The sequence below is a fragment of the Blastococcus colisei genome (genome assembly GCF_006717095.1).
Lineage (GTDB): Bacteria > Actinomycetota > Actinomycetes > Mycobacteriales > Geodermatophilaceae > Blastococcus_B > Blastococcus_B colisei.
On the sequence record NZ_VFQE01000001.1, the window covers coordinates 354,089 to 380,005 of the forward strand.

The window sequence follows — 25,917 nt, forward strand, 5'->3', positions numbered from 1 at the left end:
GGAGAGGGGCGGGGCGTGACCTACGTACAGGTGGTGCTCAACGGCATCCTGCTGGGCGGCTTCTACCTCCTGATGGCGCAGGGGCTGAATCTGGTCTTCGGTGTCATGGGGATCGTGAACCTGGCCCACGGCGCGTTCATCGTGCTGGGTGGCCTGGGCGTCTTCAGCCTGTACGAGGCCGGGGTGAACCCGTTCCTCGGCCTGGTCATCGTCCTGATCGCGGGGGCGGCGCTCGGTGCGCTGGTCCAGTGGGCGGTCATCGAGCGGATCCGCGGGACGGCGAAGCAGCACGAGCTGCTGACCCTGATGGCGACGTTCGGGCTGTCCTACATCCTCATCAACATCGCGCAGCAGGTCTGGGGTTCGAACTACCGGACGATCCCCTTTCTGCAGTCGGCGTTGACGGTGGGCCCGTTCCGCTTCTCCCTCTCCCTGGTGGTCGGGGTCGCGCTCGCTGCGGTCATCACGCTGAGCATCGCGTTCTGGCTCACCCGGACCCGCGCCGGCATGAGCTTGCGGGCGCAGGCGCAGAGCCCGGTGGGGGCCGGGGCGTGCGGGATCAATCCCCGCAGGCTCCGGCTGGTCGGGTTCAGCGTGGGAGCGGCGGTCGCCGCGGCGGCCGGGATGCTGCTGGTCATGACCCAGCCGATCGCCCCCCAGGAGGCTACGAACTTCACGATCGTGGCGTTCGTGGTCATCGCCCTGGGCGGGCTCGGCAACTACAAGGGCGCCGTCGCCGGTGCCGTCCTGGTGGGGGTGGTCCAGACTCTCGCCGGCTACCAGATGGGTGCCGTCATCCAGGGCGCGGCGCCCTACCTGATGCTGATCCTGGTGATGCTCTTCCGGCCCGCCGGGCTGCTCACGAGGAAGGCTGCCTGATGACCGACCACCCCGGAACCCCGGTGGACCGCCCGGCCGAGCCCGGCCGGGGCTCGCTGGTCGCCACCTTGATCGGCCGCGGACGCGGCGCCGCCAGCACGCGGCACACCGGCGGCCGGCTGCCCTCCACGCGCAGCGACGCCCTCCAGGCGCTGGCCCTGGTGGTGCTGGTGTGTCTGTTCCTGTCCTGGGGGCTGCTGGGCTCGCTGTCGACCAATCAGCTGGCCATCGACATCGCCATGTTCGTCGCGCTGGCCTATGCGTTCAACGTCATCAGCGGGTTCACCGGCTACATCTCGTTCGGCCAGGTGGTCTTCTTCGGCCTGGGCGCGTTCGCGACGGCGCTGCTGATCATCCACCTGGACGTCCCCTGGTTCCTCGCGACGCTGCTGGGCGGCGCCGGCGCCGCGCTGCTCGCGGTGCCCATCGGCGCGGTCATGCTGCGGTTGCAGGGGATCTACTTCGCGCTGGGGATGTTCGGTCTGGCCTACATCGTCCATCTGCTCCTGTCCCAGTGGGACTTCACCGGTGGCTCCACCGGTCTGGTCGTCCCCGGCGTCATCGCGCAGAAACCGGTGCTGCTCGGCGTCACCGGCGTCGCGGTCGCAGCGTTCGCCGTGAACGCGTTCATGGCCCGGTCCTCGTTCGGCCTGCGCGCCATGGCCGTGCGCGACGACGAGCAGGTCGCCGCGGCGATGGGCGTGCCCACCACGCGGATCAAGGTCCTGGCGTTCCTGCTCAGTGCCGTCTTCCCAGCAGTGGTCGGAGGGATGGTCGCCTACAACCGCGGCTTCATCGACACCTCGTCGGTGTTCAACCCCGCGATCGACCTGCAGGTCATCGTCCTGGTGCTCGCCGGGGGGATCGGGACCCTCTGGGGACCGCTCATCGGCGCGGTGCTTCTCACCGTCGTCAGCGACCAGCTCGCCGACTCATTCCCCGACTACCAGCTTGCGCTGTTCGGCTTGCTGGTCATCCTCGTGACGATCTTGCTGCCGGGCGGGATCGTGTCGGTGGTCAACCGTTGGGGCTGGTTGCGGCGCGCGATCGTCCGCGGCACGGCCGACCTGCCCGCCACGACCGACCTGGAACGCGAGCTGGCTGCGGCGCACACCCCGCGGGCAGACCGTCGCGACGGCGAGGAGCTGCTCGTCTGCACCGACGTCGGCGTCACCTTCGGTGGCGTGCAGGCGCTGCGTGGCGTCGACTTCACCGTCCGCCGCGGCGAGACGGTGTTCATCATCGGCGCCAACGGAGCCGGTAAGACCACGCTGTTCAACGCCATCACCGGCGTCGTCACGCCGTCGTCGGGCAGCGTCGTGTTCGACGGCCGGCCGGTGCACAAGGTGCCGGCGCACCAGCTGGCCCGGCGCGGTCTGGCCCGCACCTTCCAGATCCCTCGTCCCTTCGCGTCCATGACGGTGTGGGAGAACGTCTACCTCGCCGCGCTCGGCGGCCGGCACCGGCGTCAGGCGCGGGAGCAGGCGGCCTGGGTCGTGCGGGTGCTGGGCCTCGAGGAGATCCGGTTCGCCGCGTCCGACACGCTCGCCGTCGGCCACCGGCGGATGGTCGAGTTGGGACGGGCGCTCGCGCTCGGGCCGTCGCTGATCCTGCTCGACGAGGTCATGGCGGGCATGTCCGACGACGAGCTCGAGCGCGTGCGCGACGCGATCCGCCGCATGCCGGCCTTCGGGGTGGACGCGGTCGCCGGAATCGAGCACGTCATCAAGGCCATCGTCGACCTGGCCGACGAGATCGTCGTCATGGACCGGGGGGCCAGGATCATCTCCGGCGAACCGAACGAGATCCTGCGGCACCCCGAGGTGATCCGCGCCTATCTCGGCACCGGTGGCGGACTGGACGCCGCCGCCCCCGCAGCCAGGGACGTGCAGTGATGAAGCTCGGTCGAGGGTCCGCCGTCTCCAGGGTGGACGACACGGGCGCCGGCCCCGCGCTGGAGGTCACCGACCTCCAGGCCGGCTACGGCGCGCTACGCGTGCTGCACGGCATCACCCTGAGCGTCGCCCCCAACGAGGTGGTCGGCGTGCTGGGGGCCAACGGGGCCGGGAAGACCACCCTGCTGAGAGCGATCTCCGGCGCCGTCCGCCCCCAGGGGGGTTCGGTCGTCCTCCACGGGCGGACCGTCACGGGGATGCCGGACTACGAGCTGACCCGGGCCGGCGTGGGTCATGTGCCCAGCGGTCGGGAGCTGTTCGCCGACCTGAGCGTTGACGACAACCTGATGATGGGCGCCCACTCGGTCCCCGCCGCGCGCGCCGGTGAGCTGCGGGATCGGGTCCTGGAGCTGTTCCCCGCCCTCGGGTCGATGCTGGACCGGCGGGCCGGCGCCCTGTCCGGCGGCGAGCAGCAGATGCTGGCGTTCGGCCGGGCGCTGATGACAGACCCGTCCTTGCTGCTGCTCGACGAGCCGTCGACCGGGCTGGCTCCGGCGATCGTGGCCTCGTTGTTCGACGCGTTGCGACAGCTGATCGCCGAGGGCGGCATGAGCGTGGTCCTCGTGGAGCAGAACGCAGGGTTGGCCCTCGAGGTGGTCGAGCGTGCCTTCGTCCTCCGCCAAGGCCGGATCGTCCTGGCTGGGACGGCTGCGGATCTGGGGAACGACACCCAGCTGGTCGACGCCTATCTGGGGGCTTGACCCCCGCTCGTCCCGGGTGGAGCCCGTCGTGCGCAGGGTCGGCAGGCGTCGCCGCGATTGCCGCATGTCCCTCGCGCCGACGCGGCCGATGGACGGGGACCGACCGGGTCGGGTGCACGGTCGGCCCCCGCTGCCGGTGGGCGTCGGCGGGACGCCAGTCGTCCGGCCGACGGGCGCCTCAGGGGGTGCGGGAGAAGCCGGCGTAGCCGTCCTGCGCGACCTGGTCGCACTCGCGCCGGTAGCGGCGCAGCCCGCCGGCGTAGGGCATGAACACCCGCGGCTTGCCGGGGATCTCGGCGCCCAGGTAGTAGGAGGCGGCCTCCCAGTAGAGCGTTCCCGCCGCTGCGGCGTTCACGTGCGCCACCCACTCCGCCTCGGCGTCCCGCTGGGCCTCGATGGTGGGTGTGCCCTCGGCAAGGGACCGGGTGAGCAGGTCCGACACCCAGTCGACGTGCTGCTCGATGGAGACCATCACGTTGCCCAGCAGCGACGGGCTGCCGGGGCCGGCGATGATGAACATGTTGGGGAAGCCTGAGGTGGCCAGGCCGAGGTAGGTCAGCGGCCCGCCCTGCCAGTGCTCGCGCAGGGTCTCCCCGCCACGGCCGCGGATCTCCGGCCGCAGCAGCGAGCCGGTCATGGCGTCGAAGCCCGTCGCGAAGACGATGACGTCGAGTTCGTACTCCGCCGTCGACGTGTGCAGGCTGGTCTCGGTGACCTTGGCCAGCGGCGACTCGGCGATGTCCACGAGCGTGACGTTCGGCCGGTTGAACGTCTCGTAGTAGCCGGTGTCCACGCACGGTCGCTTGGCCCCGTAGGGGTACGTGCGTGGGGTCAGCTTCTCGCGCAGCTCCGGGTCCTCGACCCGCTCTGCGATCTTCGACCGGATGAAGTCCGCCGCGGTGTCGTTGGACTCGCGGTTGGTGAGCAGGTCCGAGTAGCTGAGGAGGAATCCGAACCCGGCCGTGGCCCAGTACTCCTCGTAGTGCGCGCGGCGTTCCTTGTCGTCGACCTCGAGCGCCGACTGGCGCGTGATCGGCACAGAAAGCCCGGTGGGTGACTTGCGCAGCAGCTCACGACGCTGTGGCAGTTCGGCCCGGATGGCCGCCCGGTCGGCGTCGGTGAGGACCTGGTGGCGGGCGGGCACGCTGAAGGTGGGTGTCCGCTGGAAGACGAACAGTTGGTCGACGACCGGGGCGACCGTCGGGATGACCTGGATGCCCGAGGAGCCGGTGCCGATCACACCCACACGCTTGTCCGTGAGGTCGACGGGTTCGGCGGGCCAGTCAGCGGTGTGCAGCACCTGTCCGCGGAAGTCCCCGAGGCCGTCGAGCTCGGGCCGCTTGGTGGCCGAGAGACATCCGGTGGCCATGACCAGGTAGCGACCCCGACCGGTCAGGCCGTTCTCGCAACTCACGTGCCAATGGGACGAGTCCTCGTCCCAGGACGCCTCGACGACCCGGGCACCCAGGGAGATGTCGCTGCGCAGGTCGAACTTGTCGGCAACGTGGTGGACGTAGCGGAGGATCTCCGGCTGCGTCGCGTAGCGCTCGCTCCAGTTCCACTCCTCGTCGAGCTCACTGGAGAAGGAGTAGGAGTAGTCGGTGCTGTCGACGTCGCAGCGCGCGCCGGGGTAGCGGTTCCAGTACCAGACGCCCCCGACGTCGTCCCCGGCCTCGAGGACCTGCACCGAGAGGCCCCGCTCGTCGCGCAGCTCCCGCAGCATCGCCAGGCCGGCGAAGCCGGCGCCGACGACGACCACGTCGACGTCGAACGCAGGGGCCGTGCCGGGATCGACTGGGGCGGGGGTGGGGAGGGTCATCTCGCTCCTGTCACGACGGAACCGGGCTGGCTCGACGCTAGGTGGCCTGGCGCCATCTGTCAACGTTGGTGTTGACGAATGTGACCCGGGTGGCGGAGCATGGGAATCCGGCGGCGCTACGGTGCCGCACCTACGGGGGCGACGAGGGGAACGGCGGCATGGGTGGCGGTGTGTGGCCGGGGGAGCTGAACCCGGATTCCCGGGCGCTCATCGACGCCTTCGTGGCTCAGGGTGTCCAGCCGTACGACCGGCTGAGCGTCCTGGAGGCGCGGGCGATGGTGGCCGGTTCGACCCGGCTCCAGGGGCCCCGCATCGAACTCCCGTCCGTCCGCGATCTTCTCCTGCCCGCTCGCGCCGGTCGGTTGCCGGTCCGCGTCTACCATCCCGCGCCGGGGCAGTCGCTCCCGCTCGTCGTCTACTTCCACGGCGGCGGCTTCGTCACCGGCAGCGTCGCCGTCGCCGACCGGCCATGCCGCCTGCTCGCCCGGGCCGGGCGCTGCGTCGTGGCGTCGGTGGAGTACCGGCTGGCTCCCGAGTGCCCGTTCCCCGGCCCCTTGGACGACGCTCTGGACTCCACCCGGTGGCTGGCCGCCCATGCCGACGAGCTCGGTGCGGATGCCGAACGCCTGGTGATCGCCGGCGACAGTGCGGGTGGGAACCTTGCGGCGGCGACGGTGCAGCGGATCGTCGCCGTTGGCGGGCCGACGATCGCCCACCAGATGCTGCTGTACCCGACGCTCGCGCCGAGTCGGGACAGTGCGTCGGAATCCCTCGTCGAGAACGGTGAGGGATACCTCCTCACCCGCGGGTCGCTCGACTGGTTCTGGGACCACTACCTGCCGGACCCGGCCGCCACACGGGATCCGCGGGCCGCACCGCTGTTGGCCGAGAACCTGGCGGGGCTGCCGGGGACGACGATCGTCGTCCCTGAGTTCGATCCCCTGCGCGATGAGGGGCTCGCCTACGCCGACCGGCTACGGGCGGCCCTCGTGGACGTCGAGGTGGATCGAGTCCCTGGAGCGCTGCACGGATTCTGGTGGATGGCCGGCGCGCTCTCCCAGGCGGGCGAGCTGACCGAGCGTCTCGGGGCTCGATTGCGCGCCCTGCTCGAATGAGCGGGGCGGGGCGGAGTGCTCCGCCCCGCCCCCCACTCACAGCAGCTCGAGGATCGTGGCGTTGGCCTGGCCGCCGCCCTCGCACATCGACTGCAGGCCGTAGCGGATTCCCTGGTCCCGCATGTGGTGGACCATCGTGGTCATGATCCGAGCGCCGCTGCCGCCGAGTGGGTGACCCAGGGCGATCGCTCCGCCGAGCGGGTTGAGCGCCTTGTCGTCCGCCCCGATGTCGTGCAGCCACGCCAAGGGCACCGAGGCGAAGGCCTCGTTGATCTCGAAGACGCCGATCTCGTCCAGGCGCAGGCCGCTGCGGTTGAGCACCTTGCGGGTGGCCGGGATGGGGGCGGTGAGCATCTTGATGGGGTCGTCACCGGCCAGCGCGACGCTGTGCACCCGGGCGATCGGTGTGAGACCGAGCTCCCGCGCCTTGTCGCTGGTGGTCATGAGGAGCGCGGCGGAGCCGTCGGAGATCTGGCTGGCATTGCCCGCGCTGACGACGCCGTCGGCCTTGAAGGGAGTCTTGAGCCCGGCGAGGCCCTCGAGCGTCCCGCCGCGGCGGATGCCTTCGTCGACCTCCACGACGGTGCCGTCCGGCGCCGTCGCCGGCGCGATCTGGGCGGTGAACCGGCCGTCGTCCTGCGCGGTGGCGGCGCGCTCGTGGGACCGCAGCGCGAATTCGTCGAGCTGGGTGCGCGAGAGGCCCCACTTCTCGGCGATCATCTCGGCGCCGATTCCCTGGTTGGGGAACATGCCGTAGCGCTCCAGGAAGCGCTCGCCGAGGGGGCTCTGGTCAGCCAGGGACGAGCCCATCGGCACCCGACTCATCGACTCGACACCACCGGCCACGACGACGTCGTAGTGACCGGCGACCAACCCGGCGGCGGCGAAGTGCACGGCCTGCTGGGACGAGCCGCACTGACGGTCGACGGTGGTCCCGGGCACGCTCTCCGGCCAACCGGCGGCGAGGACGGCGTTGCGGGCGATGTCGTAGGTCTGCTCCCCGACCTGCGAGACACACCCCCAGACGACGTCGTCGACGTGTACGGGGTCCACGCCGGCGCGGGAGACGAGTGACTCCAGGACGTGTGCGGACAGGTCGGTCGGGTGGATGCCGGCCAGACCGCCGTTGCGCTTGCCCACGGGCGTGCGCACCGCCTCGACGATGACTGCGTCGCGCATGCTGCGACTCCTCTCGGTCGGGAGCCCGGCGGCTCCGCAGGGAAACTTCGTCAACACCGTAGTTGACAGGTCTGATGGTGCGCCGTGTCCGCCGTCAGTGCAAGGGTCGGACTGGCGGGGCCGGCTGGATCGTCGTCTCGACCGCGCCCAGAAGGTCCACTTCGAGACGCACGCGGTCGCCGGGCCGGAGCCAGGGGCGGGTCTCCGCTCCGTGCACCGCCGACAGCTCGAGGATGCAGCCGGTCCCGACCGTGCCCGTGCCGAGGACGTCGCCGGGGCGCAGCGCCGTACCCCGCGAGGCGTAGGCCAGCAGTTGGCCCACGGTCCAGTGGAGGTCGGAGAACCGCCCCTCGCTCCACAGCTCGCCGTTGACCAGCGCGCGCATCCCGACGTCGGGGGCGTTGCCGGCGCCACGGTCGGGAAGCTCGTCGGGGGTCACGAGGTAGGGGCCGAGGCTGGTGGCGCCGTCCTTGCCCTTGACCGGCCCGAGGCCCAGGGCCATCTCCCGGGCCTGGAGGTCGCGCGCGCTCCAATCGCAGAGCACGGTGTACCCGGCGACGTGCGACTCGGCGCAGGCTGGATCGAGGTCCCGACCAGCGGCACCGACGACGATGCCGATCTCCAGCTCGTAGTCGAATGCGGACGAGCCGGGGGAGACAGCCACCGGGTCGGTCGGGCCGCACACGGCGGCCGGGTTCGTGAAGTAGAAGACCGGGAGTTCGTACCAGTCCGGGTTCACCTCGCGTCCGAGCGCCGCGCTGGCCGTGACGACATGCTGCTCGAAGGCCATGAAGTCGCGGACCGACGGCGGCTGCGGGACGGGAGCGCGCAGCCGGACGCTGCCCTCGGGCAGCACTTCGACCGGAGCGCGGATCGCGCGGTCGGCGGCGTCGGCCAGTCGCTCCGGGGACAGCACGTCGATCAGCCGCCGGTCCGGAAGCCCGTGGAGGGCGCCGTCCTTCACGAGGGCGACGTGATCGGTTCCGTCACGCGGGGAGACGTACGTGGCGAACCGCACGGTCAGGCCCGGCAGGTCAGCGGTCGACCACCGTTGTAGGCGACCATGTCGCGGAGTGCGGCGCCGACGTCGATGCGTGCCCCCCGGGGCGCCCCGTCCAGTTCTGCGTAGGCACGGTGGAGGTTGCCGACGATGCGTTCGGCGTCGGTCCAATCGGCGTACGGGCCGAGGTCCGTGCCGCGGGCGGCCTCCAGGGGTGCCACCCCGGCGGCATGTGCGTCGCGGGCTACGTCGTCGAGCCAGCGCAGGTAGCCGAGGACGTCGTCCACGAGGCCGGCGCCCGCAACTGGGCCGTGACCGGGAACGATGGTCTGTGCACCCAGCGGCCCCACCACCTGCTCCAGCACCTCGATGGCGCCTGCGAGCGAGCCCATGACCAGGAACGGCGTCCCGCCCGAGAAGAGGAGATCGCCGGCGAAGAGGGTGTGGCGTTCGGGGATCCAGACGACCGAGTCGTTGGTGGTGTGCGCCGGGGTGCCCACGTGCAGGACCTCGCAGCGCAGGTCGTCCACCCAGAGCGTGACGCCCTCGGTGTAGGTGAGGAACGGCGGCGCCAGGCGGATCTCGCCGAAGTCGAACGGCGTCCAGAACTCCTGGGTGGCCATCACCCCCGCGGCGATGACGCCGGCCCGGGTGCCCTCGTGCGCCACGATGGTCGCGTCGTCGAAGAGCCAGTTGCCATGCGTGTGGTCGCCGTGGTGGTGGGTGTTGATCAACGTCTTCACCGACCGGGGGGTCACGGTGCGGATGGCCTCGAGGTAGGCGCGGGTGCGCCGCTCGGTGGCGCAGCTGTCGACGCTCGTCACCCCCGACCTGCCCACGAGTAGGCCGGTGTTGTTGATCCACCACGTGCCGTCGGGCTGGACGTAGGCGAAGACGTCCTCGCTCACCTCCTGCAGCATCCCCGGCTGCAGGACCGGATCGGCGGTCGTCGAGCTCATCTGCGTCTCCTCGGTGCGGTGGGTGTCAACCTAGCCGTTGATCGCCGGTCGGATGGCCGCGGTCAGCTCGGCACGGGCGGTGGCCAGCGACGGCCCGTACCAGGTGAGCAGCCTGCCGGAGATCAGTGTGGTCGGCGTCCCGGGAAAGGCCTCCGGCCCGTCGGCGGCGGTGAAGGCGTACGGCTCGTCCGGCAGCAGGACCAGCCCGGCCCCTTGGAGCTCGGCCAGCTCCCGGTGTGGGTAGCGTTCGTCGCCCGCCGCCCAGACGTTCTCCAGACCCAGCCGGGCGAGCACGTCGCCGGTGAACGTCCGGGCGCCGACCACCATCCACGGATCCCGCCAGATCGGGACGCACACCCGTGTCGGTGGCAGCGGCGCGGCCCCGGACCACGCGTGCGCCGCGGCCGACAGCCACGATGGCGTCCCGACGTCGAGCACGTCGTCGAACAGTCGGTGCAGCGAGGCCAGAGCCTCGTCGACGGACTCGATCACGGTCACCCAGACCGGCACGCCGGCAGTGCGCAGCCGTTCCACGTCGAGCTGCCGGTTCTCCTCCCGGTTGACCACCACCAGGTCCGGGTGCAGCGCCTCGATCGCTGTCCGGTCGGGGTTCTTGGTCCCGCGCACCCGGACCACGTCCAGTCCGGCCGGGTGGGTGCACCAGTCGGTGGCCCCGACGAGACGGTCGGGCACCGTCACGGCGAGCGCCTCGGTGATCGACGGGACCAGCGAGACCACCCGCCGAGGCGGCGCCTGAAGGTGGACAGCCGTGCCGAGGTCGTCGGTCAGGGATCGGGGACGGGCCGTCATGTCAGACGTTGCGCCGGTACTGTCCGCCGACCTCGAAGAAGGCCTCGCTGATCTGGCCCAGGGAGCAGGACCGGACGGCGCTCATCAGCTCGGCGAAGACGTTCCCGCCGTCCAGGGCGACCCCCTGCAGGCGAGCGAGCGCCACCGGCGACTCGTCGGCGTTGCGGGACTGGAAGTCGGCCAGCCGGACCAGCTGGGACTGCTTCTCCTCCTCGGTGGCCCGGGCCAGCTCGACGGTGGGCGGCGGGGCGTCGCCCCGGTCGGGAGCGAGGAAGGTGTTGACCCCCACGATCGGCAGGCTGCCGTCGTGCTTGCGGTGCTCGTAAAGCATCGACTCGTCCTGGATCCTGCCCCGCTGGTAGCCGGTCTCCATCGCCCCCAGCACCCCGCCACGCTCCGCGATCCGGTCGAACTCGGCCAGCACGGCCTCTTCGACGAGGTCGGTGAGCTCGTCGATGACGAAGGACCCCTGGAGGGGGTTCTCGTTGCCGGAGAGGCCCCATTCCTTGTCGATGATCATCTGGATCGCCAGGGCCCGGCGGACCGAGTTCTCGCTCGGCGTCGTCACGGCCTCGTCGAACGCGTTGGTGTGCAGACTGTTGGCGTTGTCGTAGATCGCGCAGAGCGCCTGCAGCGTCGTCCGGATGTCGTTGAAGTCCATCTCCTGGGCGTGCAGCGACCGGCCCGAGGTCTGCACGTGGTACTTCAGCTTCTGCGAGCGCTCGTCCGCTCCGTAGCGCTCGCGCATGGCCACCGCCCAGATGCGGCGGGCCACCCGGCCGATCACCGAGTACTCCGCGTCCAGCCCGTTGGAGAAGAAGAACGACAGGTTGGGCGCGAAGTCGTCGATGTCCATCCCGCGGGCGAGGTAGCTCTCCACGTAGGTGAAGCCGTTGGCCAGCGTGAAGGCGAGCTGGCTGATGGGGTTCGCCCCGGCCTCGGCGATGTGGTACCCCGAGATCGACACCGAGTAGAAGTTCCGCACGCCGTTGTCGATGAAGTACTGCTGGATGTCCCCCATCGCCCGCAAGGCGAACTCGGTGGAGAAGATGCAGGTGTTCTGGCCCTGGTCCTCCTTGAGGATGTCGGCCTGCACCGTGCCGCGGACGTTGGCCAGCACCCAGGCGCTGATCTCCTCGGCCTCGGACGCGTCGGGGTCGCGGCCCTCCTCGGCGCGGAAGGCGTCGAAGCGCTGGTCGATCGCGGTGACGAGGAACATCGCGAGGATCGTCGGAGCGGGGCCGTTGATCGTCATGGACACCGAAGTCGTCGGCGAACAGAGGTCGAAGCCGGAGTACAGGACCTTCATGTCCTCGACCGTCGCGATCGAGACGCCCGACGTGCCGACCTTGCCGTAGATGTCGGGGCGCTGGTCGGGGTCGCGGCCGTACAGCGTCACGGAGTCGAAGGCCGTGGACAGCCGGGTCGCCTCGCCGCCGCTCGACAACAGCTGGAAACGCCGGTTGGTGCGGAAGGCGTCGCCCTCGCCGGCGAACATCCGGGCGGGGGCTTCGCCCTCGCGCTTGAACGGGAAGACCCCGGCGGTGAAGGGGAAGAAGCCGGGCAGGTTCTCCGAGCGCAGGAAGCGCAGCAGCTCGCCGTGGTCGGTCGTCCGCGGCAGGGCGACGCGGGGCACCTTGTTGCCCGACAGCGTCGTGCGCGTCAGCTGCGTCCGGATCTCGTTGCCGCGGACGGAGTAGACGAGCTCGTCGCCGGTGTACTCGGCCACGCGGGCCGGCCACCGGTCGAGTTGCTCGCGGACGGCCGGCAGCACCTGCTGGTCGGTCTCGGCCAGCAGCTCGGCGAGGCGGTCCCCTGCAGTGGTGCCGAGTACGTCGGCCGCCGTCTGGAGGTGTTGCCGGCGGCGAACGACGTCGGCCTGGGCGGTCGTTTCGCGGTGGTAGATCCGCACCGCCTCGGTGATCTCTGCCAGGTACCGGGACCGGGCCGAGGGAACCACGCCGGTCAGGCCGGAGGAGGCGCGCACGTCGACAGCGGGCAGGACGCCGTCGGTGATCGGCAGGCCCTGGACGGCGAGCAGGCTCCGGAGTTCCTGGTACAGGGCGGTGACGCCGTCGTCGTTGAACCGTGCGGCGCTGGTGCCGAAGACAGGCATCTGCTCCCAGGCCACGCCGAAGGCGGCCCGGTTGCGGACCATCTGGCGGGCGACGTCGCGGCGGGCGTCCTCCGCCCCCCGCCGCTCGAACTTGTTGATCGCCACGACGTCCGCGAAGTCGAGCATGTCAATCTTCTCGAGCTGGGATGCGGCGCCGAACTCCGGCGTCATGACGTACAGCGAGACGTCGCTGAACGGAATGATGGCGGCGTCACCCTGCCCGATTCCGGGGGTCTCCACGATCACGAGGTCATACCCGGCGGCCTTCACCGCCGCTATCACGTCGTCGAGGTGTTCTGGCACCTGCGCCCCGGCGGTCCGGGTGGCCATCGACCGGAAGTAGGTGCGGTTGCGGTCGCCGCTCTCCAGCGCGTTCATCCGGATCCGGTCGCCGAGGAGCGCGCCACCGCCGCGGCGACGGGTCGGGTCGACGGCGAGGACGGCGATGCGGAGCTTGTCCTCCTGGTCCAGCCGGATCCGGCGCAGCAGTTCGTCGGTCAGCGAGGACTTGCCGGAGCCGCCGGTGCCGGTGATCCCGAGGACAGGAACAGTCCGTCCGGCGGCGATGGCGCGGACGCGTTCGGCGAGCTCGGGGGAGCGGCCGCTCTCCAGGAGCGTGATGGCGCGCGCCAGTGCGGCCGGGTCACCGCCGAGCAGGGCCTCGGTGTCCGGCGCGGAATCCGCGAGGTCGACGTCGCAGGCGCGGATCAGCTCGTTGATCATGCCGGGGAGGCCCAGGCGCTGGCCGTCCTCGGGAGCGAAGATGGTGACGCCCCGCTCCCGAAGGGTGTCGATCTCGTCGGGGACGATCACGCCGCCGCCGCCGCCGAAGACCTGAACGTGGCCGGCCCCCTGCTCGGCAAGCCGTTCGACCAGGTAGCTGAAGTACTCGACGTGCCCGCCCTGGTAGGACGAGAGGGCGATGCCTTGGACGTCCTCCTCCAACGCCGCCCGGACGACGGAGTCCACGCTCCGGTCGTGACCGAGATGCACCACCTCGGCGCCTTGGCTCTGCAGCATCCGCCGCATGATGTTGATCGCCGCGTCGTGTCCGTCGAACAGACTGGCCGCCGTCACGAAACGGACGGGATGCGAGGGGACGTGCAGGTCGGACGTCGGAGTGGCCATGGTGCTCCTGTCGGGAGGCCGCAGGTGTTGCGGCCATGTGCGTGGACGTCGAGGAACCGTGGACGGTGCGCCGGCAAGTGACGCGGAACAGCCTACGTCAACTATAGTGTTGACGCCCCGCGCTGACGACGACCGTGGAGACCCCGTGACCCAGCTCGAGCGACAGAACTCCTCGGACGACGTCGTCCTGGTGGAGGTTGACGGCTCCGTCGTGACGATCACGATGAACCGCCCGCAGGTCCGCAACGCCGTCGACGGGCCTCTGTCGCGAGCCGTGGGTGTGGCACTGCGGCGCTTCGACGCCGACCCGGGACTCAGCGTCGCGGTGCTGACCGGCGCCGGCGGAAACTTCTGCACCGGCATGGACCTGAAGGCATACGACCGAGGTGAGGCCATCGGCACGGAGGAGGGTGGCCTGGCCGGCCTCACCCGCTGGTCCCCTCGCAAGCCGGTCATCGCCGCGGTGGAGGGCTACGCGCTCGCGGGCGGTTTCGAGATCGCGTTGGCCTGCGATCTCGTCGTCGCCGCTGAGGGCGCGCGGTTCGGTATCCCCGAGGTCCGGCGCGGTCTCATCGCCGGGTCCGGTGGTCTGATCGCGCTGGCCCGGCACCTGCCCCGCGTCATCGCCGCGGAGTATGCCTACACCGGCCGCCACTTCTCAGCCCGGGAGGCAGCCCGATGGGGACTGGTCAACGACGTGGTCGCGGACGGTGCGGCGCTGAGGTGGGCCCGGGCCCTCGCGGACGACATCGCAGCAAACTCTCCTTCCGCGGTTGCGGCGTCCAAGTCGGTCCTGCTCGCCGGATTGCCCACCCCCGGCGACGCACTGTGGGTACACCAGGACGCTCTCCTCGGGAAGGTCCTGGCCTCGGATGACGCACGCGAAGGGGCACGCGCCTTCCTGGAGAAGCGTCCCCCCGTGTGGCCCGGCCTGGCACCGGCCGAGACCCCCTGACTTTCTCCGGGTCGAGGCGTAACGTCCTCCGACCGTGTCTCCTCCTGCTGAACCCGAGACCCTCGATCCCGTTCTGACCGCCGAGCGCGCCCACCTCGCTCGAGCCGCCGAGTGCCTCACCGAGATGCGTGCCGCAGCCTCCGCCGTCGTCGATGCCGGCGTCGACGCCTGGGCCTCCGAACGTCTGGGTGCGGCGCGGGCCGAGCGGCTGCGGGCGCTGGCCGCCGACCCGGGCGTCCCGCCCTTCTTCGGCCGGACCGACGACTCCTGCGAGACCTTCCACATCGGCCGGCGGCACGTCCGCGACACCGCGGGGAATCCGGTCGTCATCGACTGGCGTGCGCCGATGAGCCGGCCCTTCTACCAGGCCAGCACCGCCGATCCGCAGGGTCTGACCCGCCGCCGTCGCTTCGGCTTCTCGGGCGGTGACCTCACCGGCTACGAGGACGAGGTGCTGGCGGAGTCGTCGCCCGCCCACCCGGAGGAGGGGACGGGGAGATTTCTCCGGGCGGAGATCGAGCGGCCACGCAGCGGGCCGATGCGCGACATCGTCGCCACGATCCAGCCCGAGCAGGACGAGATCGTCCGGGCGCCGCTCGCGGAATCGATCTGCGTGCAGGGCGCCCCGGGCACCGGCAAGACGGCGGTGGGCCTCCACCGGGCGGCCTTCCTGCTCTACACCTACGGCAGCCAACTGGCGCGCACCGGCGTCCTGGTCGTCGGACCCAACCGGGCGTTCCTGCGCTACATCGAGCAGGTGCTCCCGACCCTCGGCGAGGTGGATGTCGAGCAGACCACGCTCGCCGAGCTCACCGCCCGGGTGCCGGTCCGGGCGGTGGACCCGCCGGAGGTCGCCGTCCTCAAGGGGGACGTGCGGATGGCCGAGGTGCTGCGCCGGGCCCTGTGGGGGGAGATCGCCAAGCCCACGGACTCCGTGCAGGTGCCACTGGCGGGACGCCGCTACCGCGTCCCGGTCGAGCGGCTGAAGCGGTACGTCGATGACGTGCGCCGCCGCGGCCGGGCGGAGGACGACCAGCAGGTGCTCCACTACGTCGCCGGCCGGGAACGGCTGGCGACGCGGCTGGCCGAGGACGCCCGACGGCAGAAGGAGGAGGGCGGGGGCAGCCCCACCGACGCCGAGACCCGGCGGGCGGCCCGCAGCGCCGAGGTGCGCGACTTCTGCGACGCGGTGTGGCCCGTCCGGGACGCCGCCGGTCTGCTGTGCGAACTGTGGAGCGACCCCGCCCGACTCGCACGTGCCGCACGCGGCGTCCTGGACGACGACGAGCAGGCGTTGCTCCGCTGGCCGGTGCCGCCGCGGTCGGTGCGCACCGCGCCGTGGACCGCGGCCGACGCCGTCCTGGCCGACGAGCTGGCCGGCCTGCTCGAGCGCACGTCCGGATACGGGCACGTGGTCGTCGACGAGGCACAGGACCTCTCGCCCATGCAGTGCCGCGCCGTCGCCCGCAGGCTGGCCGCGGGATCGCTCACGGTCCTCGGCGACCTCGCGCAGGCGACCAGCCCCTGGTCGCCGTCGGACTGGCGGGACACGCTGGCCGGGCTGGGCCGCCCGCACACCGTCGTCCGTCCGCTGACCCGGGGCTACCGGGTGCCCGGCGAGGTCCTCGACTTCGCCAACCGGCTGCTGCCGCTCATCGCCCCCGGTCTCGCCGCGGCGACGGCCGTCCGTGCCGAACCCGGGTCGCTGAGCATCCGCCCCGTGGCCGCCATCGCCGGCCCGCTCGTCGACGTGGTCGGCGGGCTGAGCGCCGTCCCGGGATCGATCGGGATCGTCTGCGCCGACGACGCGGCGGCCGACGTCGCCGCCGTCCTCAGCGACGGGGGGTTGCCCACCGCGGTGCTGACCGACGACGGCGACGAGGTGCCCCGGGTGGCCGTCGTCCCGGCCGCACTGGCCAAGGGGCTGGAGTTCGACGCCGTCGTCGTGGTCGACCCGGCGGCGATCGCGGCGGCCGAGCCACGGGGCCTGCACCGGCTCTACGTCGTCCTCACCCGGGCGGTCAGCACCCTCGTCGTCCTCCACCGGAACGACCTCCCCGCGCCTCTAGGGGATCACGCAACGCTCTGACCACGGCCTTCCCACTCGTCCGTCGCGTTCCGTCACGGGGTGGCTACGGACGGCGCGGGGGATTGTGGGACGCGTCGTTCTCTGTTGGGGTGATGCCCGAATCGGAGAGAGGAGGGTCATGGACCGGCGTGCCGGCACGCTGCGCACGTTGTGCGTCCTGGCCCTCAGCATCGCCCTGGGCGGAACCCTGCTCGCCGGACTGCTCATGCCGTGGGTGGGCGGCCCCGCGCTCGCCGCCCAGCAGTCGACCAGCCTCCTGGGCGATCCACCGGAGGAGCTCACCGACCACCCGCCGCCCGGGAACACGGTCATGCTCGCCGCCGACGGCGAGCTGATCACGTCCTTCTACCGCGAGAACCGTGCCCCGGTCGCCACCGACCAGATCGCCGAGGTGATGCGACAGGCGATCGTCGCCATCGAGGACGCCCGCTTCTACGAGCACGGCGGCGTCGACATCCAGGGCACCCTGCGGGCGCTGGTCAAGAACCTCGCGGCCGGCGAGGTCATGGAGGGCGGCTCGACGCTGACCCAGCAGCTGGTCAAGCAGACGCTGCTGCAGTCGACCGACGACCCGGCCGAGCGGGCGGCGGCCATCGAGGAGAGCGTGGGCCGCAAGCTCCGCGAAGCCCGGCTGGCCCTCGACCTGGAGGACCGGTACAGCAAGGACGAGCTGCTCACCCGCTACCTCAACATCGTCTATTTCGGGCAGAACGCCTACGGCGTGCAGCCGGCCGCGCACGCCTATTTCGGGGTGGACGCCGCGGCGCTGACGCTGAACCAGGCTGCACTCCTGGCCGGCCTGGTGCAGAGCCCGAGCCACGACGACCCGTTCGTCGATCCCGAGGCCGCCACGATCCGGCGCAACCAGGTGCTCGACCGCATGGCCGAGCAGGGCTACATCACCCCGGAGCAGGAGGCCGAGGCTGCCGGCGCGCCCCTCGGGCTCGCCCCGGCGCCCGCGCCGCGCCGCGGGTGCGTCGAGGCCAGCGTCGGCCCGTACGTCTGCGACTTCGTGCAGAAGTACGTGACGCAGACGCTCGGGATCAGCCAGCACGAGCTCGAGACCGGCGGCCTGGTCATCCAGACCACGCTCGATCCCGAGCTCCAGCGCTCCGGCGACGCCGCCGTGCTGAACACGCTGCCGCTGGACGACGAGCGGGTCGCGACCTTCAACGCGGTGCAGCCGGGCACGGGGCACCTGCTGGCGCTCAGCGTCAACCGGACCTTCGGGTACGACAAGAACGATCCGACCCAGGAGTCCTACAACCTCAACCGGGCGCCCAGCCGCGGAGCGGGCTCGACGTACAAGGTCTTCGTGGCCGCCGCCGCGCTCGCCCGCGGCTACTCGAGCGAGTTCACGCTGAACGCGCCGAGCCCGTACCGGTCCCGCGTGTACCGCGAGGAGGGTGGCCCGTACACCGTCGAGAACGCCGGCAGGTACCGGTCGATACTGGATCTGACCACTGCGCTCTACCAGTCGTCGAACACCTACTTCGTCGCCCTCGAGGACGTCCTCGGCAGCGTCGAGGAGCCGGTGCGGATGGCCGAGCGGATGGGGCTCTACCAGTTCGGCCAGGAGGCGCTCGCGCAGCAGATCATCGACGAGAACCGGGGCTCGTTCACGCTCGGCCCCGATGCCACGAGCCCGCTCGGGCTGGCGAGCGCCTACTCCACCCTGGCCGCGGGCGGGACGCAGTGCGACGTCCTGCCCGTGACCGCGATCCTCGACCGGTTCGGCGAGCCCCTGCTCGGCGACGACGGCGAGCCGCTGGTCCCGTCGGACAACTGCACGCCCGAGGCGGTCCCGGCCGGAGTCGCCAACACGCTCAACCAGATGCTGCGCAAGGACGTCGAGCCCGGGAACCCCGGCCAGACGGCGCCGGGCGCCTACGTGCGCGGCCACCAGATCGCCGGCAAGACCGGGACGGCGCAGGGCAACGTGTCGGTGACGTTCGTCGGCTACACGCCCGAGATCACCGCCAGCGTCATGGTGTTCAACCCCAAGCGGAACCAGAACGTCGGCGGCTTCGGTGGCGGCAAGGGCGCGACGATCTGGCGGGACGCGATGGCCCCGATCCTGGAGGCGCGCGGGAGCAGCGACTTCGCACCCGCCGATCCCGCCGTGGTCAACGGCAACACCAAGCCGGTGCCCGGCTGCGGCTCGGTGGCCGACTGCGTCCGGGCGCTGGCCGCGGCCGGCTTCCAGAGCACCACCCTGCGCGTCGACAGCGACCAGCCCGAGGGCGCCTTCCTGGGCACCAGCCCCGGGAGGGGCGGCCGGGCCGTCCCGCTGCAGGTCGTGACGATCCTGGTCAGCAACGGCGCCGACTACGTGGAACCTGCGCCGGAGCCACCGCCCGTGCCGGTCCCGCCGCCCCCGTCTCCGCCGCCCGCGCCGCCACCGGAGGTCCCTCCGGTCGAGCCCGAGCCCGAGCCCGAGCCCGAGCCCGAGCCCGACGAACCGATCCTCCCGGCTGCTCCGTCCTGGCCGGAGGACTGGCCCGAGTGGATGCCGCTACCGCGCGGTTGACCGACGCCCGAGCAGCTCGTCCAGCGACTGGGTCGCCAGCCAGCCGCTGATCACGACGAGGTGCAGCAGGAAGAGCCACAGCCCGAGCGCGACCACGCCGCCGACGACGTCGAGGCCGCCGAAGGGTGCGCCGAGATCCAGCGGCAGGGCGAGGAAGAGCACGAAGCCCTGCAGGAAGCCTGACACGCACGCCGCCGTGAACATGGCGCCGGCGACGAGCGCAGGCCAGCGCACCCGCCCGGCAGCCACCACACGGAAGCCCCAGGCCAGGGGCACGGTAAGCGCGGCCAGGACACCGTAGAAGCCGATGGCGATCCGGCCCACCGTCGGTCCCACCCCGCCGGTCTCGGCCAGATCGGCCATGACCGGCACCGTCAGCAGCAGCGGATAGAGCAGCAGCGGGGTCATGACGACGACCGGCAGGGCCGCCAGCCGTCCCTTCCAGCCCGTCAGGCCCTCGCGGCGGCCGCTGAATCGCAGCAGCGCGCGGCGCAGGCCCTCGCCGTAGAACGACATGGGCAGCAGCGCCAACAGCCCGCCCAGCAGCGACAGCTCCACCCCCGCGGACACCAGCCGCTCGACGGCGTCGGGAGCGCCGATGTCGGGGGGCAGCAGCTCGGCCAGGCGACCGCCCAGCTCGGTCACCCGCTCCGGCGAGGTCAGCCAGGTGGTGAGGGCGAAGGCCAGCACGAGCACCGGGACGACGGCGATGCCGGCGTAGAAGGTGAGCCCTGCGGCGATCAGCGCGAGATCCCGGCCCTCCAGCCGGCGACGCACGCCGCCCAGGAGCTCCGCGGCACCGCCCCGCGGACGGCGCGAGCCCGCAGGGCGCCCCGTCAGCGCACGTCCAGCAGGTGCCGGGCGGCCGCGTAGCCACCGAGGCCGCTGACCGCGCCGCCCCGGACGGTCCCGCCGGAGGACGCCGCCACGATCCTCGGGTGTCCGGTCGCGACGCCCCAGGTGCCGACCTCGTCCGTCGTCGCGGCCACCGGCCACGCCAGGTCGCCGTGGAAGATGTGCCCGCCCGGCATCGCGAGGGACTCCTCGACGTCCAGCGGGGAGGCGGCCTGCAGGCACGGCTCGCCGGCGGCGTCGGAGGCCAGGCAGTCCAGCAACGGCTCCTCGAGGTGCGCGTCGAGCTGGGCGACCACCCGGCGGACCGCCTCCCGGCGCGTGCCCACGGGGTCGGCGCGGAAGAGCTCGGCCGGGGTGTGCAGGCCGAAGAGGGTCAGCGTGTGATGGCCGGTCGCCCGCTCGACCGGGCCCAGGATCGACGGATCGCTCAGCGAGTGGCAGTAGACCTCGAACGGGATGACGTCGGGCAGCCGGCCGGCCGCGGCCTGCGTGTACGCGGCGTCGATCTGACCGGCCGCCTCGTCGACGTGGAGGGTCCCGGCGAACGCGGCCGCCGGGTCGGCCCCCGACCGCAGCCGGGGCAGCCGAGCCAGGACCATGTTGATCTTCAGCTGTGATCCCGACGGGCGCGTACCAGGCTCGCTGCCCGTGAGCTCGGCGAGGACGGTGGGCGCGGCCCCGCAGACCACGTGGCCGGCATCGACGGCCCGGGTGCCGCCGTCCCCGTCGGTCCAGTGCACCGTGACCCCGGACGTCGTCGTCTCCAGGGCCGTGACGGTGGCCCGGGTGACGATCTCCGCGCCGTCCCGGCGGGCGGCGGCCGCCATGGCGCCGCTGACGGCGCCCATGCCACCCACCGGCACCCGCCAGCGGCCCGTGCCGTTGCCGACGAGGTGGTACAGGAAGCAGCGGCCGGCGAGCCCGTCGGCGGCGTGCACGTCCGCGAACGTCCCGATCAGCCCGTCGGTGAGTGCGATCCCCTGGACGACGTCGTCGGCGAGGTGATCGCCCACCACGTCGGCGAGCGGCCGTTCCCGGAGGTCGTGCCACAGCTCCGGGTCGCGGAGTCGCCCGGTCAGCTCGCCGGGGGAGAGCAGCGGCTCGGTCAGCGTGGGCGCGAGGTCCTCGGCCAGTGCCGCCAGGCGGCCGTAGAACCGCTGCCAGCCCTCGAACTCCGCGTCGGACCCGGTCAGCTGCCGGAAGGAGGTCGCGGTGGCCGGGCCCTCGTCGCGCTCGACCAGCAACCCGGTGGAGCGGCCGTCCCGCTGGACCGCGGTGTAGGAGGCGACCGCCCGGTCGGCCAGGCGGACGTCGAGGGCGAGGTCGTCCACGATCCGGTCCGGCAGCAGGCTGACCAGGTAGGAGTAGGCCGACAGGCGGACGTCGACGCCGTCGAAGACCTGCCGGCTCACCGCCGCCCCGCCCACCTGGGGAAGCCGTTCCAGCACGAGCACGGACCGGCCGGCCCGGGCGAGATAGGCGGCGGCCACCAGGCCGTTGTGGCCCCCGCCCACGACCACGACGTCGTATCTGCTGCGCGTCACCGGCGGACGGTACCGAGCGGACGCCTCCACGTCATCGCGTGGTCGGGCCGGGGGAGGGCTCAGTCCTCCGGGCCTTCCTCCTCGCACTCCTCGTCGTGCTGGTTGGACGCCTCCTCGCCGGCGGCGTCGCAGTTGGTCTCGCCCCGGTCGAGGTCGGTGTTGTCGCCGCACGCCACGAGGGAACCGGCGACGAGGAAGGCCACCAGGGGTCGCTTCAGATTCATGCCCGGGGTATCGGCCGGGCAGCGCCTTCCGAAACGGATCCGCGCGGCGCGGTCGCGGGCTGGGACGCGGCCTCCGCGACGCGTGGGGCAGCTGGGGCAGGAGCCGATCCGCCGACCTGCCGGTGAAGTGGAACACCGAACAAAAAACATCATTGTCATTGTCACGAGCCGGTCACGACGCTTACGGTCTGTGTGTCCGTCGGGGCGTTCAGTCACTGGCAGCTCGACCCACCGGACGCCGTCGCGCCGGGTCCGTCCGGGATCCGAACTGGTCGGACGACCCGACGGGCAGCCCGTGGAAGAACCGGAGAAACGGAGAGCGCCGCGTCATGGCGTCCCCCCTCGGCCGTGCGTCCCGCACGTCGTCCCGCCCCGCGCTCGTCCGTCGCGCAGGCCTCGCCCTGCTCGCCGTCCTCGGCACGCTCTTCGTCACGGTTCCCGCCCAGGCTGCGCCCGCCGACTCCGCCGAGGCCGCGCAGCTCATCGCCGCTCGCGGGCACGAGCTCGAGGTGGTCACCGAGCAGTTCAACGATGCGCGGGTCGCCCTCGAGGCGCAGCAGGCGGGAGCCGAGGCCGCCGTCGCGACGATGGAGCAGGCCACGGCAGAGCTCGCCGCCGCCCAGCAGTCCGTCCGCGGCCTCGCCCGGACCGCCTACACCGGCGAGGGGCTCGGCTCCGTCCATGCCCTGCTCACCAGCGACTCCGCGGATGCGTTCGTCGACCGCATGGCCACCCTCCAGCTAATCGCCGGCCACCAGGGCGAGATCCTCGAGCGCGCCGCCGCGGCCAACGTCGCCGCCGCGCAGGCGCAGGCCGCCGCCCAGCAGGCCGCCGCCGAGGCGCAGTCCCAGTACGACTCGGTGATGGCCCAGCAGACCGCGCTGCAGGCGGAGGTCGACAGCTACCGGGCCGCCTTCTCACAGCTCAGCGCCCAGGAGCAGCAGACCGCGATCGCCGGCCACCACGGTGAGGACCGGGCCAGCCGCTCGGAGGAGCGCGAGCCCGCGGCCGCCGGCGCTCCCGTCGTGGCCAACAGCAACGCGGCGCAGATCGCCATCGACACCGCCATGGCCCAGCGCGGAGACCCCTACGTCTGGGCGGCCGGCGGCCCGAACTCCTTCGACTGCTCGGGCCTGACCGCCTACGCATTCCGCGCCGCCGGCATCGACCTGCCGCACTCCAGCCGGATGCAGGCCCAGATGGGCCAGCCCGTCTCCCGGGACCAGCTGCAGCCCGGTGACCTGGTCTTCTTCTACAGCCCGGTCAGCCACGTGGGCATCTACATCGGCGACGGGCAGATGGTGCACGCGCCGACCTTCGGCGACGTCGTCAAGGTCGCCCCGCTGATGAGCGGGTTCAGCGGCGCCCGGCGCATCGCCGTCTGATCACCCCTGCTCGGAGTCGATCATCGGCTGAGCGACCGCCGGCGCGGCGTGTCCGGCCGGGTCCCGTGCGCACAGGCGATGATCGACCAGGGCAGACGCGCGGCCTGCCCGTGGGGTACGAGATCTCACACCGCGGGCGGGCGTACCTCGGCTGACACCTCGGGGAGGATCGCAGGCGTGAACCCCCGCACCGCCGCCACCGCGTTCCGCATCGTCGCCGTCGCCGAGGCCCTCTCCTGGATCGGCCTGCTGATCGGCATGTTCGTGAAGTACGTGCCCCGGACGACCGAGCTGGGCGTGCAGATCTTCGGTCCGATCCACGGCGGAATCTTCGTGGCCTACGTCGTCGTCGCGCTCGTGACCGCACGGGTCCTCCGCTGGTCGGGCGGGACGACGCTGCTCGCGCTCGTGGCCTCTGTCCCGCCCCTGGCGACCGTCTGGTTCGAGCGCCGGGCGACCCGCACGGGGCAGCTGCCGCAGGGCGAGGCCGTTCCCGCCTGACCTGCGGCATGCCGGGGCGGCTCGCTACGGTCGCCGTCATGCCCGAGCCCGTCCTCGCGACCACCGCACGCGCCCTCCTGGCACGCACCGCCCGCGCGCAGCGGGAGGGCCGCGCGCCGAGCCTGGTGGCCGGGGTCGTCCGCGACGGCGGACTCGCCTGGTCGGCCGGGCGCGGGGCGGTGTCCGAGCTGCACACCGACGTGCAGTACCGCCTCGGCTCGATCAGCAAGACCGTCACCGCCGTCGTCGTGATGCGGCTGCGCGACGAGGGCCGGCTGCACCTCGACGACCCGCTGGACAGGCACCTGCCCGGCACGCCGTTCGGCGACCGGACCGTCGGCCAGTTGCTCTCGCACCTCGCCGGGGCCTCGGCCGAGAGCCCGGGCGGCTGGTGGGAGCGCACGCCGGGCGGCTCGCTGGCGGAACTCGGCCTGAGTGCGTACGACGTCGTCCTCGGCGCCGCCCGCCGCTTCCACTACTCCAACGTGGGCTTCGGCGTCCTCGGTGAGCTGGTGGCCCGGATGCGCGGCACGTCATGGGAGCAGGCCGTCACCGCGGAGGTCCTGGCCCCGCTGGGCATGGTCCGGACGACGCCCCGCCCGGTGGCGCCGGCGGCCGACGGCACCGCGGTGCACCCGTGGGCCGACGTCGTCCTGCCCGAGCCGGAGCACCACGCCGGGGTCATGGCCGCCGCCGGTCAGCTCTGGGCGCCCCTCGACGACCTGGCGAGATTCGCGGCCTTCCTCGTCGGGGACACCGGCGACGTCCTGGATTCCGCCACCCTCGAGGAGATGACCGTGCCGGCCGGCGTGGACTCCTCGGCGCCGGGCTGGTCGGCCTACGGCCTGGGTCTGCAGGTGCTGCGGATGGACGGCCGGACGCTGGTCGGGCACGGTGGGTCGATGCCGGGCTTCCTGGCCGGGGTGTTCGTCGACCGCGACGAGCAGACCGGAGCGGTGTCGCTCGCGAACGCGACGTCCGGGGTCGATGCGGTGGTGTTCGGGCTGCTGGCGGACCTTCGGGCGGCGGAGCCGCGGATCGTCGAGCCCTGGCGGCCGTCGCCGTCCCCCATCGAGCTCGACCTGCTCGGCGTCTGGTTCTGGGGGCCGTCGCCGTACGTGCTGCGGGCGTGCGGTGGCGGACTGCTGCACCTCGGCCCGCTGCCCGGCCGCACCGGCCGGGCCAGCCGGTTCACCGCGCGGGACGACGGCACCTGGGTCGGCCTGGACGGCTACTTCGCCGGGGAGACGCTGCGCATCGCCCCGGACCACCTCAACCTGGGCACGTTCGTGTTCACCCGCACCCCGTACGACCCCGAGGCGCCGGTACCGGGCGGGGTCGACGAGCGCGGCTGGCGCTGATGTTGTTCCCTCTGCCCCGGATCAGGGGCGGTCGAACGCGTCCATCGTGGTCTTCACGACGACGCCGTACGCCAGGTGCGGGACCAGGTCGCTGATCCAGTCGGTGGCCGACCAGGTGCGTGGGTCCGTGACCCCCATGACCGTCATCGGCCCGTTCGCGGCGACCAGCACGCCGGCCGTGGTGAGCAGCGTCCCGACCAGCGGCTGCGAGCGGAAGCCCGCCGTACGCACCAGTCCGACCACCACCCCGACGCCGACGCCTGCGACGAGCCCCATGAGAGGGCCGAGGCCCTGCTTCCGGTTCTTCCGCGTCTCGTCGTCCCCCGGGATCGACACGTGTGCGGTGTCGGCCAGCTTCTCCACCGTCTTCTCCGGGGTCGAGCTGCTGCCGCGCCCCCGCACGGCCATGTCGAGGTAGGTGACCGCGTTGAGCGCGGTGCTGCCGGCGGCGCCGGCCGCAGCGCCGCGCAGCATCCAGCCGGCCGTGCTGATGCCGCGCTTGCCCTTGCCGAACGTCCCGATCGGGGTCTTCTTCGCCATGTTCGGGCTTCTACCCGACGCGCCGGCCGGCACGCGCCGATCAGTCATCGAGAGCTCGTCCATGTGCGCCATCACCCGGATCGCCGGAGCGCTCTCGTCGGAACCGCGCAGCAGGCCGACCAGGTTGCCGGAGGCGTCGACGTCGATCTCGTCCGTCAGCGGCGCGAGCTCGCGGCGGCAGACCTCCCGCACCTCGTCCTCCTGCCCACCGGGGCCCTAGGCGTGCAGGAACTCCTGGAGCAGATCGCGGTCGGCGGGGGACACGGGTCTCC

At 72.2% G+C, this 25,917-nt stretch carries 20 protein-coding genes; 10 read left to right on the plus strand and 10 right to left on the minus strand.

All coding sequences use genetic code 11. From position 1 onward, the window contains the following. The first annotated feature begins 15 nt into the window (after positions 1-15). From FHU33_RS01680 to FHU33_RS01690, 3 genes are read left to right on the plus strand one after another with little or no spacing between them, the layout of a single operon-like run. The gene (locus tag FHU33_RS01680) at positions 16-879 is read left to right on the plus strand and encodes a branched-chain amino acid ABC transporter permease (protein WP_142023787.1); all 864 of its coding nucleotides are present in this window, start codon (positions 16-18) and stop codon (positions 877-879) included. Further along, a complete protein-coding gene (locus FHU33_RS01685) occupies positions 879-2,774 on the plus strand; it encodes a branched-chain amino acid ABC transporter ATP-binding protein/permease (protein ID WP_142023788.1) in 1,896 nt (631 codons plus the stop codon). The genes FHU33_RS01680 and FHU33_RS01685 overlap by 1 nt, the downstream gene beginning before the upstream one ends. A 32-nt stretch (positions 2,775-2,806) precedes the next feature. After that, positions 2,807-3,535: an ABC transporter ATP-binding protein gene (locus FHU33_RS01690; protein ID WP_211354970.1), complete on the plus strand. Its 729-nt coding sequence runs from the start codon at positions 2,807-2,809 to the stop codon at positions 3,533-3,535. A 178-nt stretch (positions 3,536-3,713) separates the two neighbouring features. Here FHU33_RS01690 and FHU33_RS01695 read toward each other — a convergent pair whose 3' ends face one another. Further along, entirely contained in the window at positions 3,714-5,354 is a 1,641-nt protein-coding gene (locus tag FHU33_RS01695; protein WP_142023790.1) for a flavin-containing monooxygenase, read from the minus strand. A gap of 89 nt (positions 5,355-5,443) precedes the next feature. On the opposite strand from FHU33_RS01695, the gene FHU33_RS01700 reads away from it, so the two are divergent. Next, entirely contained in the window at positions 5,444-6,469 is a 1,026-nt protein-coding gene (locus FHU33_RS01700; RefSeq protein ID WP_142023791.1) for an alpha/beta hydrolase, read from the plus strand. 36 nt (positions 6,470-6,505) lie between these two features. Here FHU33_RS01700 and FHU33_RS01705 read toward each other — a convergent pair whose 3' ends face one another. The 5 genes from FHU33_RS01705 to icmF all read right to left on the minus strand — a co-directional run bounded on the left by FHU33_RS01705 (position 6,506) and on the right by icmF (position 13,661). Next, the gene (locus tag FHU33_RS01705; RefSeq protein ID WP_142023792.1) at positions 6,506-7,648 is read right to left on the minus strand and encodes a thiolase family protein; all 1,143 of its coding nucleotides are present in this window, start codon (positions 7,646-7,648) and stop codon (positions 6,506-6,508) included. Positions 7,649-7,742: 94 nt separating this feature from the next. Continuing rightward, positions 7,743-8,666, minus strand: a complete 924-nt coding sequence (locus FHU33_RS01710; protein ID WP_211354971.1) for a fumarylacetoacetate hydrolase family protein — start codon at positions 8,664-8,666, stop codon at positions 7,743-7,745. Positions 8,667-8,668: 2 nt separating this feature from the next. After that, on the minus strand, positions 8,669-9,607 hold the full coding sequence (locus FHU33_RS01715; RefSeq protein WP_142023793.1) for an MBL fold metallo-hydrolase: 939 nt from the start codon (positions 9,605-9,607) through the stop codon (positions 8,669-8,671). Between the two features lie 30 nt (positions 9,608-9,637). Then, positions 9,638-10,345, minus strand: coding sequence for a helical backbone metal receptor (locus tag FHU33_RS01720; RefSeq protein WP_246063205.1), 708 nt, complete (start codon positions 10,343-10,345; stop codon positions 9,638-9,640). A 73-nt stretch (positions 10,346-10,418) separates the two neighbouring features. Continuing rightward, the gene (icmF, locus tag FHU33_RS01725; RefSeq protein ID WP_142023795.1) at positions 10,419-13,661 is read right to left on the minus strand and encodes a fused isobutyryl-CoA mutase/GTPase IcmF; all 3,243 of its coding nucleotides are present in this window, start codon (positions 13,659-13,661) and stop codon (positions 10,419-10,421) included. A gap of 145 nt (positions 13,662-13,806) precedes the next feature. On the opposite strand from icmF, the gene FHU33_RS01730 reads away from it, so the two are divergent. From FHU33_RS01730 to FHU33_RS01740, 3 genes are all read left to right on the plus strand, one after another. Continuing rightward, positions 13,807-14,616 carry a crotonase/enoyl-CoA hydratase family protein gene (locus tag FHU33_RS01730; RefSeq protein WP_246063206.1) on the plus strand — a complete coding sequence of 270 codons (810 nt, stop codon included), beginning with the start codon at positions 13,807-13,809 and terminating at the stop codon, positions 14,614-14,616. 34 nt (positions 14,617-14,650) lie between these two features. After that, entirely contained in the window at positions 14,651-16,705 is a 2,055-nt protein-coding gene (locus FHU33_RS01735) for a HelD family protein (RefSeq protein WP_142023797.1), read from the plus strand. A 118-nt stretch (positions 16,706-16,823) separates the two neighbouring features. Next, complete coding sequence (locus tag FHU33_RS01740) at positions 16,824-19,235, plus strand: transglycosylase domain-containing protein (protein ID WP_142023798.1); 2,412 nt, start codon at positions 16,824-16,826, stop codon at positions 19,233-19,235. Here FHU33_RS01740 and FHU33_RS01745 read toward each other — a convergent pair. The 3 genes from FHU33_RS01745 to FHU33_RS24725 are packed head-to-tail and all read right to left on the minus strand — an operon-like array spanning position 19,221 to position 21,858. Next, positions 19,221-20,012, minus strand: coding sequence for a YhjD/YihY/BrkB family envelope integrity protein (locus tag FHU33_RS01745; RefSeq protein WP_246063207.1), 792 nt, complete (start codon positions 20,010-20,012; stop codon positions 19,221-19,223). The two genes, FHU33_RS01740 and FHU33_RS01745, sit on opposite strands and share 15 nt — an antisense overlap. Positions 20,013-20,071: 59 nt before the next feature. After that, a complete protein-coding gene (locus FHU33_RS01750; protein ID WP_142023799.1) occupies positions 20,072-21,634 on the minus strand; it encodes a phytoene desaturase family protein in 1,563 nt (520 codons plus the stop codon). Between the two features lie 59 nt (positions 21,635-21,693). Then, positions 21,694-21,858, minus strand: a complete 165-nt coding sequence (locus FHU33_RS24725; RefSeq protein WP_170182286.1) for a hypothetical protein — start codon at positions 21,856-21,858, stop codon at positions 21,694-21,696. Positions 21,859-22,187: 329 nt separating this feature from the next. Between FHU33_RS24725 and FHU33_RS01755 the strand changes: the two genes are divergently transcribed. The 3 genes from FHU33_RS01755 to FHU33_RS01765 all read left to right on the plus strand — a co-directional run bounded on the left by FHU33_RS01755 (position 22,188) and on the right by FHU33_RS01765 (position 25,105). Beyond that, positions 22,188-23,243: a C40 family peptidase gene (locus FHU33_RS01755; RefSeq protein ID WP_142023800.1), complete on the plus strand. Its 1,056-nt coding sequence runs from the start codon at positions 22,188-22,190 to the stop codon at positions 23,241-23,243. Positions 23,244-23,420: 177 nt separating this feature from the next. Then, positions 23,421-23,744, plus strand: a complete 324-nt coding sequence (locus FHU33_RS01760; protein WP_246063208.1) for a DUF3817 domain-containing protein — start codon at positions 23,421-23,423, stop codon at positions 23,742-23,744. A 38-nt stretch (positions 23,745-23,782) separates the two neighbouring features. After that, on the plus strand, positions 23,783-25,105 hold the full coding sequence (locus FHU33_RS01765) for a serine hydrolase domain-containing protein (RefSeq protein ID WP_142023802.1): 1,323 nt from the start codon (positions 23,783-23,785) through the stop codon (positions 25,103-25,105). Between the two features lie 21 nt (positions 25,106-25,126). On the opposite strand, the gene FHU33_RS01770 is transcribed toward FHU33_RS01765, so the two are convergent. Then, positions 25,127-25,837: a hypothetical protein gene (locus tag FHU33_RS01770; protein WP_246063209.1), complete on the minus strand. Its 711-nt coding sequence runs from the start codon at positions 25,835-25,837 to the stop codon at positions 25,127-25,129. Positions 25,838-25,917: the final 80 nt, after the last annotated feature.